The organism is Phyllobacterium sp. 01N428, from assembly GCF_056399405.1.
In genome coordinates, this window is sequence record NZ_JBFTRH010000003.1 from 169,874 (window position 1) to 186,372 (window position 16,499).

General features: G+C 60.3%; 13 protein-coding genes and 2 pseudogenes. 9 read left to right on the plus strand and 6 right to left on the minus strand.

Features of this window, described 5'->3' with window-relative positions:
- Positions 1-82: 82 nt before the first annotated feature.
- From AC1DNI_RS10870 to AC1DNI_RS10880, 3 genes are all read left to right on the plus strand, one after another.
- Positions 83-631, plus strand: coding sequence for a hypothetical protein (locus AC1DNI_RS10870; RefSeq protein WP_153667417.1), 549 nt, complete (start codon positions 83-85; stop codon positions 629-631).
- A gap of 19 nt (positions 632-650) precedes the next feature.
- Positions 651-1,286 carry a cysteine hydrolase family protein gene (locus tag AC1DNI_RS10875; protein WP_174207553.1) on the plus strand — a complete coding sequence of 212 codons (636 nt, stop codon included), beginning with the start codon at positions 651-653 and terminating at the stop codon, positions 1,284-1,286.
- Positions 1,287-1,495: 209 nt separating this feature from the next.
- Positions 1,496-3,049: an aldehyde dehydrogenase (NADP(+)) gene (locus AC1DNI_RS10880; protein WP_174207858.1), complete on the plus strand. Its 1,554-nt coding sequence runs from the start codon at positions 1,496-1,498 to the stop codon at positions 3,047-3,049.
- Positions 3,050-3,093: 44 nt separating this feature from the next.
- On the opposite strand, the gene AC1DNI_RS10885 is transcribed toward AC1DNI_RS10880, so the two are convergent.
- Genes AC1DNI_RS10885 through AC1DNI_RS10900 form a run of 4 tightly spaced genes read right to left on the minus strand, consistent with a single transcriptional unit; the run spans position 3,094 to position 6,935 of the window.
- On the minus strand, positions 3,094-3,687 hold the full coding sequence (locus tag AC1DNI_RS10885; RefSeq protein WP_174207554.1) for an NADPH-dependent FMN reductase: 594 nt from the start codon (positions 3,685-3,687) through the stop codon (positions 3,094-3,096).
- 53 nt (positions 3,688-3,740) lie between these two features.
- Positions 3,741-4,769 carry a D-cysteine desulfhydrase family protein gene (locus AC1DNI_RS10890; RefSeq protein ID WP_174207555.1) on the minus strand — a complete coding sequence of 343 codons (1,029 nt, stop codon included), beginning with the start codon at positions 4,767-4,769 and terminating at the stop codon, positions 3,741-3,743.
- A gap of 35 nt (positions 4,770-4,804) precedes the next feature.
- On the minus strand, positions 4,805-5,614 hold the full coding sequence (locus AC1DNI_RS10895; RefSeq protein ID WP_153667413.1) for an SDR family NAD(P)-dependent oxidoreductase: 810 nt from the start codon (positions 5,612-5,614) through the stop codon (positions 4,805-4,807).
- Positions 5,615-5,651: 37 nt separating this feature from the next.
- Positions 5,652-6,935, minus strand: a complete 1,284-nt coding sequence (locus tag AC1DNI_RS10900) for an epoxide hydrolase family protein (RefSeq protein ID WP_174207556.1) — start codon at positions 6,933-6,935, stop codon at positions 5,652-5,654.
- 213 nt (positions 6,936-7,148) lie between these two features.
- On the opposite strand from AC1DNI_RS10900, the pseudogene AC1DNI_RS10905 reads away from it, so the two are divergent.
- Positions 7,149-7,816, plus strand: a pseudogene (locus AC1DNI_RS10905) (VOC family protein).
- Between the two features lie 258 nt (positions 7,817-8,074).
- Here the strand turns inward: AC1DNI_RS10905 and AC1DNI_RS10910 are convergent.
- A complete protein-coding gene (locus tag AC1DNI_RS10910) occupies positions 8,075-9,007 on the minus strand; it encodes a LysR family transcriptional regulator (RefSeq protein ID WP_153667411.1) in 933 nt (310 codons plus the stop codon).
- Between the two features lie 164 nt (positions 9,008-9,171).
- On the opposite strand from AC1DNI_RS10910, the gene AC1DNI_RS10915 reads away from it, so the two are divergent.
- From AC1DNI_RS10915 to AC1DNI_RS10935, 5 genes and pseudogenes are all read left to right on the plus strand, one after another.
- The gene (locus AC1DNI_RS10915; protein ID WP_174207557.1) at positions 9,172-10,455 is read left to right on the plus strand and encodes an epoxide hydrolase family protein; all 1,284 of its coding nucleotides are present in this window, start codon (positions 9,172-9,174) and stop codon (positions 10,453-10,455) included.
- A gap of 257 nt (positions 10,456-10,712) precedes the next feature.
- Positions 10,713-11,108 carry a response regulator transcription factor gene (locus AC1DNI_RS10920; RefSeq protein ID WP_153667409.1) on the plus strand — a complete coding sequence of 132 codons (396 nt, stop codon included), beginning with the start codon at positions 10,713-10,715 and terminating at the stop codon, positions 11,106-11,108.
- Between the two features lie 98 nt (positions 11,109-11,206).
- A complete protein-coding gene (locus AC1DNI_RS10925) occupies positions 11,207-14,182 on the plus strand; it encodes a PAS domain-containing sensor histidine kinase (RefSeq protein WP_477691881.1) in 2,976 nt (991 codons plus the stop codon).
- 494 nt (positions 14,183-14,676) lie between these two features.
- Positions 14,677-15,015: pseudogene (locus AC1DNI_RS10930) on the plus strand (cupin domain-containing protein); the annotation flags it as partial.
- Between the two features lie 285 nt (positions 15,016-15,300).
- On the plus strand, positions 15,301-16,008 hold the full coding sequence (locus AC1DNI_RS10935) for a haloacid dehalogenase type II (RefSeq protein WP_174207558.1): 708 nt from the start codon (positions 15,301-15,303) through the stop codon (positions 16,006-16,008).
- A 75-nt stretch (positions 16,009-16,083) separates the two neighbouring features.
- On the opposite strand, the gene AC1DNI_RS10940 is transcribed toward AC1DNI_RS10935, so the two are convergent.
- Positions 16,084-16,476: an ester cyclase gene (locus AC1DNI_RS10940; protein ID WP_174207559.1), complete on the minus strand. Its 393-nt coding sequence runs from the start codon at positions 16,474-16,476 to the stop codon at positions 16,084-16,086.
- Between the last annotated feature and the right edge of the window lie 23 nt (positions 16,477-16,499).

Below are 16,499 nucleotides of genomic sequence, written 5' to 3' on the forward strand. Positions count from 1 at the left end.
AGGCGGTGCCCGCGCCAGGACTCGGCAGGTCGCACGGGCATCCGACATCCTTCAACGCACTCAACGACAAAGGAGAAGTCTCATGCACAGTCTTGAAAACCAGATCGTCGATTCCAGCTTTTCGGCCATCATCAACGCCCCGATCGAGAAGATCGATATTCCGACATGGTGCTTTAACCTACCCGAAAAGGAATACCAGGGATGCTCGCCCGCCCACATCGCAGCGGGCTTCACGACGGCGGACGACGGCACGCGGATGTCGATTAACGTCGAGACGATCGGCGGCAGTCTGATGGTCCAGCATTACCATGAGACACTCGGCGAAAAGCATCATCTCATCCTCGACTCCGATTCGGACGTCTTCACGCCGAACGGCCGGGTCACCATCCACGTCACATGGGAACTGAGCGTGAAGAAGCTCGATGCGAACCGCTGCGAATTCACCAACCGCGTTCAATCCTACGCGACGGACGAAATGATGGCCTTCCTTGATCGCCAAGGCATCCCGTTCGAACTGTTCCGTACACAGCGACAGCCGATGTCCATCGCCCATAACAAGGGTGAGACGCCGCTGTTCGCGGCGAGCATCGAGCGCGCGGCCCTGAGGAACTCCGCGACGAAGGCGGCCTGAACCGGCGAAGGAGAACATCATGACTGAACTATCCTTCGATAGGAGCAATACCGGACTCCTGGTGGTCGATCCGTACAACGACTTCATTTCCGAGGGTGGCAAAATCTGGCCGCGGATCAAGGCGGTCGCCGAGGCGAACAACTGCGTACCGCACATGCTCGAAGTGCTTACTGCCGCCCGCGAAGCCAAGCTCCGCGTGTTTTTCGCGATGCACCATCGCTATCGGGCCGGAGACTACGAGAACTGGAAGTACGTGGCGCCGATTCAGCGTGCGGCCTGGCACCGCAAGAGCTTCGAGTTCGGCACTTGGGGCGGGGAGTTTAGAGCCGAGTTCGCGCCCGTGGCTGGCGAGGTCGTCGCATCCGAGCACTGGTGCTCAAGCGGCTTCGCCAATACCGATCTCGATCTCGAGCTGAAGCGGCATGGCATCCAGCGTGTCATCGTGATCGGATTGGTGGCCCATACATGCATCGAAGCCACCGTCCGGTACGCTGCCGAGCTCGGATACGACGTCACCGTTGTGAATGACGCGGTCGCCGACTACTCGTCGGAAATGATGCATGCGGCGCTGGAAGTCAATCTCCCCAGCTATGCCAGTGCCATCGTCGATACGAAGGAGACCGTGGCTGCGATCGCCCTCACACAGGCTGTGTGAATCTGCCATCTTATGGGTCACTTGCATCCGGCGGGCCCAAAGCTCGCCGGATGTAGCTCAATTTGAAAAGTAATACTATTTGCATGCCGAGGGTTGGCATGCCTCGCGTGGACGCCTATTTGAGGTCGAAAGCCAAGGCCAACGGTTCGCGTCGAGCCTCCCATATGAATGATGGACGGAACCGACTCCTAGTTTCGAAAGGATCCATGATGACACTCTCAGGCGACCTCCTTATCGGCGGCGCGAACGTCCGCGGGTCGGCCGCGACATTCGCCGCCGTCAATCCCGCCAACGGCAGCCCCATGCAACCGAGTTTCGCGGGCGCGACCAGGGAGCAGATTGACCAAGCCGCGTCTTTGGCTTGGGACGCCTTCCCGGTCTACAAGGAAACTTCGCTCGAGGATCGAGCCCGCTTTCTGGAAGCCATTGCGGAAGGAATTCTGGCCCTTGGCGACGAACTAGTCCTGCGAGCGATCGAGGAGACTGGGCTGCCGCGCGGCCGCATCGAAGGAGAGCGTGCCCGAACGGTAGGACAGCTCAGGCTCTTCGCTAAGGAAGTCCGCGACGGAGCTTTCCAGGAACTGCGTTTCGATCCCGCAGACGCCGACCGCAAGCCGGTGGCGAAGCCCGATCTTCGGCTCCGCAACATCGCTCTCGGACCAGTCGCGGTGTTTGGGGCATCGAACTTCCCCCTAGCGTTTTCTGTCGCTGGTGGCGACACTGCCTCGGCCCTCGCCGCCGGCTGTCCGGTGATCGTCAAGGCGCACTCCGCCCATCCAGGAACCTCCGCACTCGTTGGCAAGGCCGTCGTCGGGGCCGTCGCGATATCCGGCCTTCCAAGGGGCACTTTTGCGCTCTTGTTCGACGTAGGTTTCGAAGTCGGCCAGACGCTGGTCGCCGACCATCGTATCCGCGCCGTCGGCTTCACCGGCTCGCGCCGTGGCGGGACCGCGCTCATGAAGATCGCATCGGAGCGGAAGCAGCCAATACCCGTCTACGCTGAAATGAGCAGCATCAACCCCGTCATCCTCTATCCAAACGCACTGCTGGGGCGGGGCGCGGAGATCGGGAAATCGTTTGCGGCCTCGCTAACCCTCGGGGCCGGTCAATTCTGCACGAATCCTGGACTGATCATCGCCATCGAGGGTGCTGGCCTCGACGCCTTCATCGAGAGCGCGGCCGCAACGTTAGCGGAAGCGCCGGCTCAGAACATGCTGACGGGCGGCATCTGCGAGGCGTATCGAAAAGGCGTGGCAAGGCTGTTGGCCGCATCATCGGTCTCGCTGATCTCTTCGGGGAAGAATGGAACGGCACATCAGGCCTCTGCCGCGCTTTTCCAGACGACGGCTGCTGCCTTTCTCGCCAATCCAGAGCTCCAGGAAGAAGTCTTCGGCGCGGCGGGGCTGATCGTTCGCTGCCACGACGACAGCGAATTGCGTAGGGTCGTCGAATCTTTAGAAGGTCAGTTGACCATCGCGCTACACGTTGATGCCGAGGACGTCGCCGCCGCCTCGCAGATGATCCCGCAGTTGGAGCTTCTCGCCGGCCGGCTCCTCGTCAACGGCTTCGGCACGGGCGTCGAGGTCTCGCCGGCGATGGTCCATGGCGGACCTTATCCGGCGACGTCGGACGGAAGATCGACCTCGGTAGGCACATTGGCGATCTATCGTTTCCTGCGCCCGGTCTCCTACCAGGACTTTCCGGTCGGCCTGCTTCCAACCCCACTCAAGGATGTTCAGGCCGCCGCTCGCGTGCAGAAATAGAACTGCAGCGGGGGCCTCACGCCCCCGCTCCGCGTCTACAAGGGTTAGACCTCGGAAGCCTTCGCAGCCATCGTGGCCTTCGCCCACCAGACCAGCTCGTCAAGCGCAGTCTTCGCCGATGGCAGGAGGTTGGCTTCGATCTCTTCGATAGGCTTGTTGCCGCCCATCGAGAAGACGGTGAAGAAATCGCTGCCGCCGATATGAACGGCCGCATGCGTGGAAACCATCTGCAGCTCGACGCCAATTCCGCGCAGATGCTCAAGTGCGCGCGACCCACCCGCGCTGCCATAGGCGATCGCGGTGAATGGCTTGCGCGCCCATTCCACGTATGACTGGTCGAGAGCGTTCTTCAGTACGCCGGTGATCGAGCGATTGTATTCCGCGACGACGAAGATGTACCCGTCGTAGCGGGCGACGGTCTGCTGCCAACGAACGGCTTCAGCACTCTGGCTGGGTGCGTAGGCGTTCGACGCCACCTCGTCGAAGAACGGCAGGGGATGGTCACGCAGATCGACGATTTCGACGTCGATGTCTTCGCGGGCCTGAGCCTGCTTCAGCATCCACTGCGCGGGCTTGTCGGCGAATCGCGTCGGCCTTGTAGAGCCGATGATAATGGCGATTTTTGGTTTCGTAGGCATGGCATTCCTCATTTTATATCGGGTTGATGATGATGACCCTCGTGGAGAGAGGATCAGGTGCTGCTCAGGGCGTCTGCATAGGCATAAAGCCCAGGAGAACCTCCCGTCATGACGAACAGGACGTTCGCTCCTGGCGCGATGACTTCGTTTTCGATATCGGACAGCAGGCCGGCAAAGGCTTTCCCTCCATAGACGGGGTCCAGAAGCAGGCCTTCAGTGCGGCCGACGAGCCTAATCGCTTCAATCATTTCGGGCGTCGGCATGCCGTAGCCGCCGCCGAGCTGCGCTCCGTCTATCGCCAGCTTCTCCGCTCGAATTCGGTCTTTCTTCCCGAGGAGGTCGAAGACCGCGTTGACCTTCTCTAGCGTCGCGGCGACGCATTTCTCCGCTGGCAAGAGAACGGTGTATGCTCTGATCCTGGACGGATTTTTCCCGTCGAGGGCATCACCCACGGCCAGACCGGCGTGCATGCCGCCGCTACCGTTCGGGATGACGACGTGGTCGAACGCGATGCCCATCTCAGTCGATTGCGCTGCGATTTCGAATGCGCAGTCGACGTAGCCCAGAGCTCCGACCGGCGTCGAACCGCCAAGCGTGCCGACGAAAGCCTTCCCTCCGGCCGCGGCGATTTCCGACGCACGGCCCGCGGCGAACGCGCCCGCATCGTCGCCCGTGCCGAGGACGTGGACGCGGGCGCCTAAGACCCGGTCCAACAAGACGTTGCCGTTGGCCTGGTAGATCTCGGTCCCGCGGGGCACCATTTGAGCCAGGACGACCTCGCATGCAAGTCCGGTTCTAGCGCAGGCGGCCGCGGCCAAACGGGCGAAGTTCGACTGAACTCCCCCTGTTACGACGAGGGTATCGCAGCCTTCCGACCGTGCCTGGCCGATCAGGAATTCGAGCTTGCGGAGCTTGTTGCCCCCGCCCCCGAGTTCCATGAGATCGTCTCTCTTCACCCAGATCGAGACGCCTCGTCGGTTCTCGCCAAGCACTTGCTCCAGACGAGCCAGCCGCTGGATCGGCGTCGCTCCGTTCATCAGGCGCACGCGCGGAAACCGGTTCAAAAGATCCCTGTCGGACATCTCTGCCTCTCATCTTGAGTGTTGGAGCACGGGTGTCAGGACGCCAGCGCCGGCGTCCGGTAGCGAGGAGCGGGAACGTTGCGCGAAAGATTGGGCATCAGTTTCTGACGGGCCGCCTCATACGCGTTCCAGTCTTCTATGTTGGGTACCGAAGGAAGCGTGATCAGTTCGCCCATGTCGAGACCGGCGAGTGCAGCATCCACCGCATCTTCGGCCTTCATGACGATCTGGTCGGGCAGGCGGTCGAGCGAGCTGCCCGACGCCTCCCAGAAAGGCGTCTCCACCGCGCCGGGAAGTACGGCCTGGATTCGGATGTTCTTTTCTGCCAGCTCTTTTTGCAGAGAGAACGTCAGAGCGATGACGAACGCCTTCGTCGCGCCGTAGACGCCGTTGAGGATTTCAGGAGCGACGCCCAATGCCGAGGCCATGTTCACGATCGTGCCGTGCTCGCGTGCGACGAAGGACGGCGCGACGGCATAGACGAGACGAGTCAGAGCCGTCACGTTGATCGCGATCATTTTTTCCATCGCTTCGACGTCGGACATGAGCAACGGTTCGACCGCGCCGACCCCGGCATTGTTGATGAGCATGGTGATCGACGGGTCGCTCCGAAGGATCCCTTCGACCTTCAGAAGGTCGTCGCGCTGGCCGAGATCCGCCCGAACGATCTTTACGTTCCGACCGGTCGAACTTGCGATGTCCTTGCTGATCCGGGCGAGCGCATCCTGGCTGCGCGCCACCAGTATCAGGTCGTAGCCGCGGCGGGCGAGCCTGTCGGCGTAGAGCGCTCCGATACCCGACGATCCTCCGGTGATCAGCGCAGTGCCTTTTGGAAAGTTTGTCATTGTGGTTCTCCTTGGTTGAGGTGATTTCGGTATAGCGTCAGCGCAGCGTTCTGAACGCCGTACGCAGCTCCGATGAGAAAAGGTCTGGTTGCTCCCAGGCGGCGAAGTGACCGCCCTTGTCGACTTTGTTGTAGTAGATGAGGTTGTGGTACGCCTTCTCGGCCCAGCTCTTCGGCGCCTGGTAGATCTCGCCGGGGAACACGGTGATCGCGGCCGGAATCTTGATGTCGACGGCGTTGAAGTTGTTGGCGTTGTTTTCCCAGTAGAGCCGCGCGCTTGACGTGGCGGTCCCTGTGAACCAGTAGAGCGAGATGTCGTCGAGCATCTCGTCCTTGGTCAGCGAGTTCTCCGGATCGCCGCCGCTATAGGTCCAGTCGGCGAACTTGTCGTAGTACCAGGCGGCGAGACCGACCGGTGAGTCGGTCAACGCATAGCCCAGCGTCTGCGGCCGCGTGACCATCATGAAAGCGTAGCCGGCGCCCTTCGTGTACAGCGCGTTCATCTGCTCGTAGGCGGCCTTCTCGTCTTCGGAAAGCCCGGCCGGCGCGGGTTCGCCATCGGCAAGCGCCTTCGCAATGTCGGGCGGAACAGTCGCCGGCATGTTGGTGTGGATGCCGAGAAGTCCGTCCGGTGCCTGGGCCGCCATCTTGTCGGATACGACAGCGCCCCAGTCTCCGCCCTGCGACACATAACGGTCGTAGCCGAGCCGCTTCATCAGCACGTCCCAAGCACGCCCGATGCGGTCCGGCCCCCATCCGGTTTCGCTTGGGACCTCCGAGAAGCCGTAGCCCGGCATGGACGGTATGACGACGTGGAAGGCGTCCTCCGCGGCGCCGCCGTGCGCGGTCGGATCGGTGAGCGGCCCGATCGTCTTGACGAGTTCGAGCACCGATCCGGGCCAGCCGTGCGTCATGATCAGCGGCAGCGCGTCCGCGTGCTTGGACTTGACGTGAATGAAGTGAATGTCGAGGCCGTCGACTTTCGTCATGAACTGCGCGTGGGCGTTCAACTTCTTCTCGCCGCGTCTCCAGTCGTACTCCTTGCCCCAGTATTCCACGAGCGGCTTCAGTTTTTGAAGCTGGACGCCCTGAGAGCGGTCGGGAACCGTCTCCTTGCCGGGCCAACGTGTCGCACGGACACGGCGGCGCAGCTCATCGACCTCCCGCTGCGGGATTGCGCACTTGAAGGGGCGGATAGCATCGCCCTCCGCTGCTGCCCTGACAGCCTTGGGAAGAATGCTAAAGGCCGCGGTCGTGGCCGTGACGGCAAGCAGTTCGCGCCGTGTCGGCGACAGTGCGCTTGCCGTTTCTACTCCTAACATAACGTCCTCCGTTAAAACTGAGTTGTTGGATTGCGTCTTAGGGATCGTCCGGCAGGGCTGCCGAAGATATTGTTCGAAGGTATCGGCGATACCAAGGGATCGGTTAGCGACGTGTCCGACCCATCGACACCTTCGAACAATGGACATCGGGGACGGCGACGGCGCATCGTCCCGATCGCGGTGAAGGTGACCGCGATTAACAGGGAGATCGAGATGGCTATCCAGGCACCCACCCCAACCAATTCAGCGCGGACAGATCAGATCGACATGAAGCTCGAAGTCGTCGTCATTCCCGTGTCCGACGTCGATCGCGCCAAGTCCTTCTACACCGGCCTTGGTTGGAGGCTCGACGCCGACGTGTCGGCAAGGACGGCTTTCGTGTTGTGCAGGTGACCCCACCGGGCTCGCCTTGCTCCGTGATCTTCGGATCGAATGTGACGGCCGCCTCACCCGGTTCCACTCAAGGCCTCCACTTGGTCGTCAGCGACATCGAGATGGCACACGCCGCTCTCGCCTCCCGCGGCGCCGAGATAAGCGGCGTCTTTCACGACCCCGGCGGCGTCTTCCATCACAAGGGCGCCGACCAACGGCTGCCCGGACCACATCCCTCCCGGTCGAGCTACGCTTCTTTCGCTTCCTTCTCCGACCTGGACGGAAACGGCTGGCTGCTGCAGGAGGTCACCGCGAGACTTCCCGGTCGCGTCGATGCCAAGGGCGCTGCGTTCACATCCGCAGGCGACCTCGCAGAGGCGCTGCGAAGGGTTGCTTCCGCCCATGGCGAGCATCAGAAGCGCGACGGCGGCAAACACGACGATACTTGGCCGGACTGGTACGCCGACTATCTGGTCAAGGAGCAGGCTGGCCAAACCCTACCGACGTGACCGCTTCAATCTTTCACTTCACGGCTTTCCGACCGCCCTCCGGGTCTGAAAGCCTGCGCCCCAGGCGATCCTCCCCGCCTGAGCGTCGGTCCTTTTCGGGCCGGCGTTCCCGCTGCTGCCGGCGACACTCGTCCGTCCGCCTCGGATAACGAGCACCAAGCCGATACCGAGCTCATCACCGTGACTGAAAGTTAGCCGGGGACGACGCCAAGGAGAACTGTCGTTTACCTGCAGACAGCCAACCGCGTTTCGGCACAATTATTCGAGGCTGCCGGATTCCGTGGCGATGCGTCCAAGTTCTGAACGTAGACGCGGGACTGCGAAGTCGATGAACGCTCGAACTTTCGGAACCGCTGCGCGCCCTTGAGGGGTCAGGATGTGGACAGGCAGCGCAGGTGGCTCCGCCTGAGGAAGAACGACTCTGAGGCGACCGTCTCGGACATATTCCGCGACATGATAGGAATAGAGCCGGGTCACGCCCATTCCTTCGGCGGCGGACGCTGCGGCTGCTCGGACGCTGTTGACGAGATAGCGCGGGGTGAAGTGGACGGTTCTTGGGACGGAAGTGTCTTTGGCCGGCGCAAAGCTCCAGGATTCGAGGCCGAAGTTCGAGAAGGCTATCAGGTCGTGGCGGGAGAGATCCGACGGCTCGTTGATTGCGGCTCGGCTGTCGAGATATCGCGGCGCCGCGACCACGACGCGGCGGACATCTCCGCCGATGCGTGTGGACATGTGGGTCGAGTCGGCGAGATTGCCGATCCTTAGGGCGACGTCCACTCCCTCGTCGACCAGGTTCACGAAGCGGTCCAGCATCAAAAACCGAACAGAGACGTTGGCGTTCTCACGAAGGAAGCTGTCGAGAATCGGCCGGAGCACCTCTTCGCCCAGGATGGGCGGCGCCGAAATTGTCAGCGTTCCTCTGGGAGAGGATCGCTCCGAGCCGGCGATCATGTCCGCCTCCTCGAGATCGACAAGCACCCTGCGGCACGCTTCGACATATCTCCGGCCTGCTTCACTGAGCTTGAGGCTCCGGGTCGTGCGATGGAGCAATTCGACGCCCACGTGCTGCTCCAGTAAAGAGAGAGCCCGGCTGATTGCTGTCGGGGACCGCTTCAGCTTGCGCGCAGCGCCGGCGAGGCTCCCCTCCTCCACGGCCGTCACGAAGACTTTCATTGCGTCGATGCGATCCATGATTCCTCACCTAACTGCTGGCCGTAGGATACCGTCACAGCATTCGCCGGCAGGCAATATCCCTGATATGATTCCAAGGTATTGGCGATACCTTGGTGCAATAGATGGCGCGCTTCGGGAATGACAGGTTCGGCCCATCAGTTTTCCAATCAGAGGATCGCGCAATGCATACCCAGTCAGTTACTCGTAGAACGCTTCTCGCGACTGCAGCCGTCGCCGGAGCAATGACCCTGCTTCCCGTTGCGGCTGCTATCGCCGGCAGCGACGAGAAGCAGATACGTCGATTCAAGTACAAGGCAAAGCAAGCCGATCTCGACGATCTTCGCCGTCGGATTAAGGCGACGCGCTTCCCCGAGCGGGAGGTCGTCGACGACAACTCGCAGGGCGTCCAGTCGGCCACGATCGAGAAGTTGGCATCCTACTGGGCGACGGACTACGACTGGAGGAAGGTAGAGGCGAAGCTGAACGCCCTTCCCCAATTCACGACCGAAATCGACGGGGTCGAGATTCATTTCATCCATGTGAAGTCTAAGCACGAAGGCGCCTTGCCGATCATCGTGACGCATGGGTGGCCTGGCTCGATCATCGAACAGATGAAGATCATCGAGCCGTTGACCAATCCCGCTGCAGCAGGCGGCTCGGCGTCCGACGCGTTCGACGTGGTCGTCCCCTCCATTCCCGGCTATGGTTTCTCCGGAAAACCGACCGAGAAGGGCTGGGACCCAATCCGCGTCGCCCGCGCGTGGATCGAACTGATGGAGCGTCTTGGCTATAGCAAGTACGTCGCGCAAGGCGGCGACTGGGGCGACGCCGTCACCGAGCAGATGGCGCTGATTGCGCCGCCCGGACTTCTTGGCATCCACGTCAACATGCCCGCGACCATCCCTGAAAACATAGCGACAGCGTTGCAGCCGGGCGGTAAGAAGCCGGATGGCTTGTCCGCCGACGAATCCAACGCTTTCGACCAGCTCGCGGACTTCTACGCGCATGGTCTTGGCTACGCGATCGAGATGGCGAACCGCCCGCAGACGCTCGTGGGGATCGCGGATTCTCCCGTGGGTCTGGCGGCCTGGATGATCGACCACGACATCCGGAGCTACGACCTCATCGCGCGCGTATTCGACGGCGAGACCGAAGGATTGAGCCGCGAGGACATCCTCGACAACGTGACCCTCTACTGGCTGACGAACACCGCCATCTCGTCGGCTCGTCTGTATTGGGAAAACAAGCTGGCCTTCTTCCAGCCGAAGAACGTCAAGATTCCTGTTGCCGTCAGCGTCTTTCCCGACGAAATCTACGCGGCCCCACGAAGCTGGACAGAGAAGGCCTATCCCAATCTCATACACTTCAACAAGCTGGCCAAAGGCGGCCACTTCGCGGCGTGGGAGCAGACAAAGGTATTCTGCGAGGAACTGCGCGCCGGGTTTCGGACGCTCCGGACGTCGTGAGCGTTGATGAAAGCTAGATTCAATGCTTGAATGATTTCGGCCTTCGGGTCGCGATCAGGAACTTTCCACGGCGCCACGCCTTATCGTTCAACGGTGGCGTTTCATGGATTCGAGCGGAGAATGTCTTCAATGGGCCTTGCCCTTACCCGGGAGTTCGGTGTGCCGAAGAATTTGGCGACGGAGTCTCGCCTCCTCTTTCGGATGGTCTGGCTAGACTCCCGGTCCGAGGATGCATCGACCTTGCAAGCAGTATCTCGATGATGCCTGGAGAGTCTCTGGTGTCGGTCGTTGACGACGATGAATCTGTCCGGGAAGCTCTCCCGGACCTGATAAAGCTATTCGGGTTCGACGTTCGGGCGTTCTCCTCAGCGACGGAATTTCTCGAATCGAAAACAGTGGCTGATACAGGTTGCCTGGTGCTCGACGTCGCAATGCCGGGAATGTCGGGGCCCGATCTGCAGGAGGAACTCGTCAGGACCGGGGTATCAATTCCGATCATCTTCATCACAGCGCATAAGGACGAGAACGAGCGCCTCACACTTATCAAAAGCGGCGCCGTCGCGTGCCTGTTCAAACCCTTCAGTGCGGCGGTCCTCAGGGAGACGCTCGATCAGGTGTTTAAGAGCGGAAAGTCACCAGACGCTACCTCTTAGACATGGTGGAACTTGGTCCACCCGACACTTTAGGATACTGTTCCGCCAGTTTTTTAGTCCCTAAAATCAGCAGTCAGGCAAATCGCACGAGGAAGCGGATGCAACCAGATCTCGGTCGGATTCTCGATTCGTTACCGGGAATGGTATTTACCGCCGTGCCCGACGGATGCATCGATTACATGAACGAGAGCCTGGCCGCGCTAACGGGAATATCAACGCCCTGCACTTGGCCTGTAGCGGAAGCCGGCAACGAAAGCCGCAGTCAGATCGAGAATTGGCGTCAAGGTCTGGCGATGGGCAGTCCCTTTGAGATCGTTATCTCGGTTCTGGATGCCGCCGCAGTCCCTCGCGATCTAGTCGTCCGGTGTAATCCGATAATCGACGACGGACGGGTTGCGAAATGGTGCGGGATCGCGGTCGAGGCCCCCCCACCGCGCGAAACAGAATTCCAGCGGATTGTCGACAGCATCCCTGTCCCAGTCGCTGTCACTACGCCGTCTGGCGACGTCAGGTCTCTCAATCAGCCGGCCCTCGACTATTTCGGTATGTCCCTGGAAGCCCTCAAGGAATGGAAGGCGACCGAGGTCGTGCATCCTGATGACCTGAATCGCACGATCGACGATCAGATCGCCGCGCACGTCAACGGCACTTTCTACAATGTCGAAAGCCGCCACCTTCGGGCAGACGGCATCTATCGTTGGCACAACGTCCTAGGGATGCCCCTGCGCGACGCGGACGGAGAAATCCTCTGCTGGTTCCACCTGCTGGTCGACATCGATGACCGCAAGAGGGCCGAGATCGAACTGGCTGCTCAGCAACGCGAGGCCCGGCTGATCCCCGAAAGCATTCCGGCCGGCGTATCAGTCCTTTCGCCGGACGGCGGGATCGAAGCGGCGAACGGCCATCTTCTTCGATACTACGGGCGCACGCTTGACGAGATACGAATGTGGCCATGCCCTGACCTGGTCCATCCGGGCGACGTGCATCGCGTAGCCGACGTTCTAGGCAGCGCGATCGCTAACGGGTTGCCCTTCGACATCGAGCTTCGCCTCCGCGGCGCGGAGGGCAGATATCGGTGGTTTCAGGTAAACGGCCATCCGCTTAAGGACGATGACGGCGCCGTAATTCGATGGTATGTGCTGCATGTCGACGTGGACGATCGAAAGCGTGCCGAACAGGCGTTGAAAGACACCGAATATGATCTTCGCAAGATCATCAACGCATTGCCAGCCGCAGTGTGGACGACGCTTCCGGACGGCTACTGCGACTTTCTTAACGATCGATGGCTCGACTATGCAGGCTACACTGCGGAGGAGGCAGAGGGGTGGGGATGGGGCTCGGTGCTTCATCCCGACGATAAGGACGAGCTGGTGCGCGGCTGGAGCACATGCCTAAGCACCGGGCTCCCGATCGATCTCGAAGCGCGCATGCAAAGGTTTGACGGCGAATACCGGTGGTTCCTGTTTCGCGCCAACATCCTCCGTGACAGCGATGGAAGGATCGTTAAATGGCTTGGAACAAACGTCGATATCGAGGATCGCAAGCGCGCCGAACAGGCGCTTGCCGAAAGGGAGCGTGAGTCTCGTCTGATCGTCGACGGCATAGCAGGCATGATCGCGATATTCTCGCCTGCGGGCGAGTTGATGGGAGGCAATCAGCAGCTCCTCGACTATTTCCAGCTCCCGTTAGAAGAGGTGAAGCATTGGGACACCAACGGCATCACGCACCCTGAAGACCTTCAGCTCTGCATCGACACGTTCATGGGGTCGATCGTGTCGGGGGAGCCTTACGACTACGAGACCAGGTTTCGCCGGCATGACGGTGTATGGCGCTGGTTCCAACTTCGCGGTCTCCCACTCCGAGACGAAGAAGGTAGGATCCAGCGGTGGTACGGGCTGCTGACCGACGTCGACGACCGCAAGCGGGCCGAAGAAAAACTGCGTCAGAGCGAGGCGTTCCTTGCGGACGCCCAGCGTCTCAGTCGCACCGGAAGCTTCTCGATGATACTCGGCACCGAACGGATTACTTGGTCCGCCGAAACCTACCGTATCTTCGACGTCGATCCCGCGGCCCCGGAAGTGACATTCTCCACAGTGCTGTCTCGTGTTCATCCCGATAGCGTCCAGATGGTAAAGCATGTGATCGAGCAGGCCCGCAACGGCTGGGGCGACTTCGACTATGAGATTGTTCTGTCGATGCCGGACCAGTCTTCGAAAAATGTGCGTGTCCTTGCACACAGCGAGCGGAACAAGGATGGGGAGCAGGAGCTGACAGGCGCAATTCAAGACATCACGGATAGTCGAAAAGCGGAAGAGGCGCTCAACGAAGCGCGGTCGGAGCTTTCGTACGTGACGCGGGCGACCAGTCTTGGTGTCCTGACAGCGTCAATTGCACACGAACTCAACCAGCCGTTAGCCGGAATTGTGACGAACGCCAGCACTTGCCTCCTCGCGCTGGGTGCGGAACCGCCGAATATCGACGTTGCGAACGACACGGCACGTCGGATGATCCGCGATGCCAACCGTTCGGCCGACGTCATCGTTCGGCTGCGCGCGCTGTTCAGTAGGAAACCTCCCGTTATTGAACCGGTTGATATGAATGAGGTCGCGATGGAAGCCATCGCTCTGGCCACGAGCGACCTGCAACGGGCGCGCCTCGCGGTTACGACGCATCTGAACGGAGAGTTACCGCCCGTTGCCGGCGCGCGCGTTCAGCTCCAGCAGGTCATCATGAACCTCCTCCGAAATGCGATTGATGCGATGTCCGAGGCGGGCGGACGTACTCGGCGCATCCTTATCCGGACAGAGCTTAGCGCAGGCGGCGACGTTCAGCTCTCCGTTGAGGACGCGGGCGTTGGGCTGCCGGCCGACGATATGGACCGGATATTCGACTCCTTCTATACTACAAAGCAGGATGGTATGGGGATCGGACTTTCCGTAAGCCGATCGATCGTCGAGAACCACAATGGACGGCTGTGGGCCCGCGCAAACGAGGAACAAGGAGTAACAGTATCCTTCACGCTGCCGCCATATGTGTCGGCGGCCACGGCGCAGAATGAGACGTTACACCTTTAGGCGTTGCCGCCATCCAATCGCTTTTTTGACCACAGCCGCTGCACGTTCCTAATGGTCGACCCACCTCGCCCAGTTTATCAGCCGGTCCTTCGGGAAGGTGCCGCTCTAGCAGATGCGTCCGCTGCCTACTTCGCGGCGCTCCTTCGGATGTTCGCCAAAGCAGGTACGTGACTGACATCCATCGCATCAACGCGAGGGACTACGGCCTTGCGCAGGACTGGTCTTGCAACACGATCGTCGGTTTTTGCAAGGACATGGGGGCGCCTTCTGGTGCCGCCGAAGTTTCCTGGCCTGGCGACGAGCATGGGCGACGTCCTGCAGGAGTTGATGCCTAAGAACGGCTGGAGCAGGGCGAAAGATCGGGTAAGCAAGATGCGCGAACGCTCGAAGTTCGACCGGTTCGGGAAACCTATCGGCGTCGGGGCGCTTTCGGACACGTTCCGCGGTTATCAAAGCAGCCCCAAGAAGGGCGAAGCTCGCCGCGCAATCAGCCGCCAGACAACGCCAAAGTTACGGTTGTCTTCGATCAAAAGCTTCCGAATGTGCCCGGCAATAGCATACGCGGCGTATTGGTTGAATATGGTCCAGGTGGCTCCAACCCGTCGCACACTCATACCAAGAGCGCCTTTATCTATGCTACGGTCATCGAGGGGCGCATCAAAACCCAGATCAACGACGGCAAGGTAAAGGTCTACAATACCGGTGAAAACTGATTGAAGTCCCGCGCGATCACCACCGCGTCAGCGCTAACGCGGGCGAGAAGGAATCAGCGAAGATTCTCGCGGTTTTGTGTCGACACCGATGAAACCCAGTTGACAAAACCTGACAAATAACGCGGTTGCCGCCGGTATCATATGAATTGCCCTTACGAAGCTTTCGCGGTGACCGCGAAAGCTGACAGCTAGATCAGGGGAAATTACCCTTCCCCCAACCGGCTTTCTGGCGTCGCCCCCGATTTCTGGCTCGACTGACGGAACGTTTTGATGTTGCAAAACCGGGACCGCATTCCGTGATCCAGTCCGCATTGCCGCTGCGCCGAATGACGCGATAGGTTGGCTATGACTTAAGTCTCGTGTCTTAATGCCTTCTTGTCTTTTAGTTCACAACGGGTTTGCTCGATGTCCAAGCTACGTTCTTTCTTAAAGCCCAAAGCGGAAGTCGTTACCTTCGATTGTTATGGCACGCTCGTGCAATGGTTTGAGGTCCTCCAGCAAGAGATTGAAGTGGCGCTTGCGAAGCAGCGCGCCAGTAAGGCAAGCGCGTCGTCGATCCTCGACAGCTTCTCTGCCCAGGGACGGCGTCTGACGGCGGAGCGGCCGTACCGGCTCTATAAGGACATCCTCCGCATCGGCTTCGCGGCCGCCTTTGCCGAGCATGGTCTAACGCCCAGCGAGGACGAGATCGAACGCATCGCGTCTTCGCCAATGAGTATGGGACCGCACCCGGAAGTGCCGGACGTCCTGCGGCGGCTGCGCGAGCGCTACAAGCTGGCGATCTTCACGAACTCCGACGACGATCTCATCGCTCCCACCGTTGCGCGCATCGGAGTGCCCTTCGACTACGTCATCACCGCCGAACAGGCGCAGGCCTACAAGCCATCGCGACAACTCTTCGAGTATGCCTATCATAGGATGGACGTCACACCCGACCAAACCGTGCACGTCGCGATGGGTATGTATTGGGACATGAAAGCGCGTCACGAACTGGGCTTACGGGGTATCTGGGTGAATCGCCGGGGAGAAACCGGCAATCCAGACTGGCTGCCTTATGCGGAAGTGTCGGACTTAAACGGAGCCGCCGATTTGCTCCTGGCCCATCAAGACTGATTTGCAGGTGTCTTCTCCGCGCGACGGCGGACCACCGTCCTAACGGGTCCGGCGCTCGTTCGCTGATACCTCGCACTAGGATCGGGAGAGCTGGGCCTCGACCGCGGCTTTGTCGAGCACTGACCATACTCTGGCAATCTTACCGCCTTCATACTCATAGAAGACGTTTTCGCAAAACTTCACGCGTTTCCCGTTGACGAGAAGGCCAAGGAACTCGCCGCTTGGGCTGATGTCAAATTCGAGACGGCTCGCCACCGTTTTCCGATCGGACACCAGAATGCTTACCTTGAAATGCAGGTCGGGGATTTCACGGAATTCCCGTTCCCGGGCCTGGCGATATGCCACAAAACCGACCCTCTCTCCATTATAGGAAACCTCGGTGCCGACATATTTTCCAAGATTGTCCCAGTCCTGGGAGTTGAGACAGTCGATGTAACCTTGGTACAAATCGGCCAGAGCGGTCGCCATTTGTATTCTCCTTTCTCTCAAGT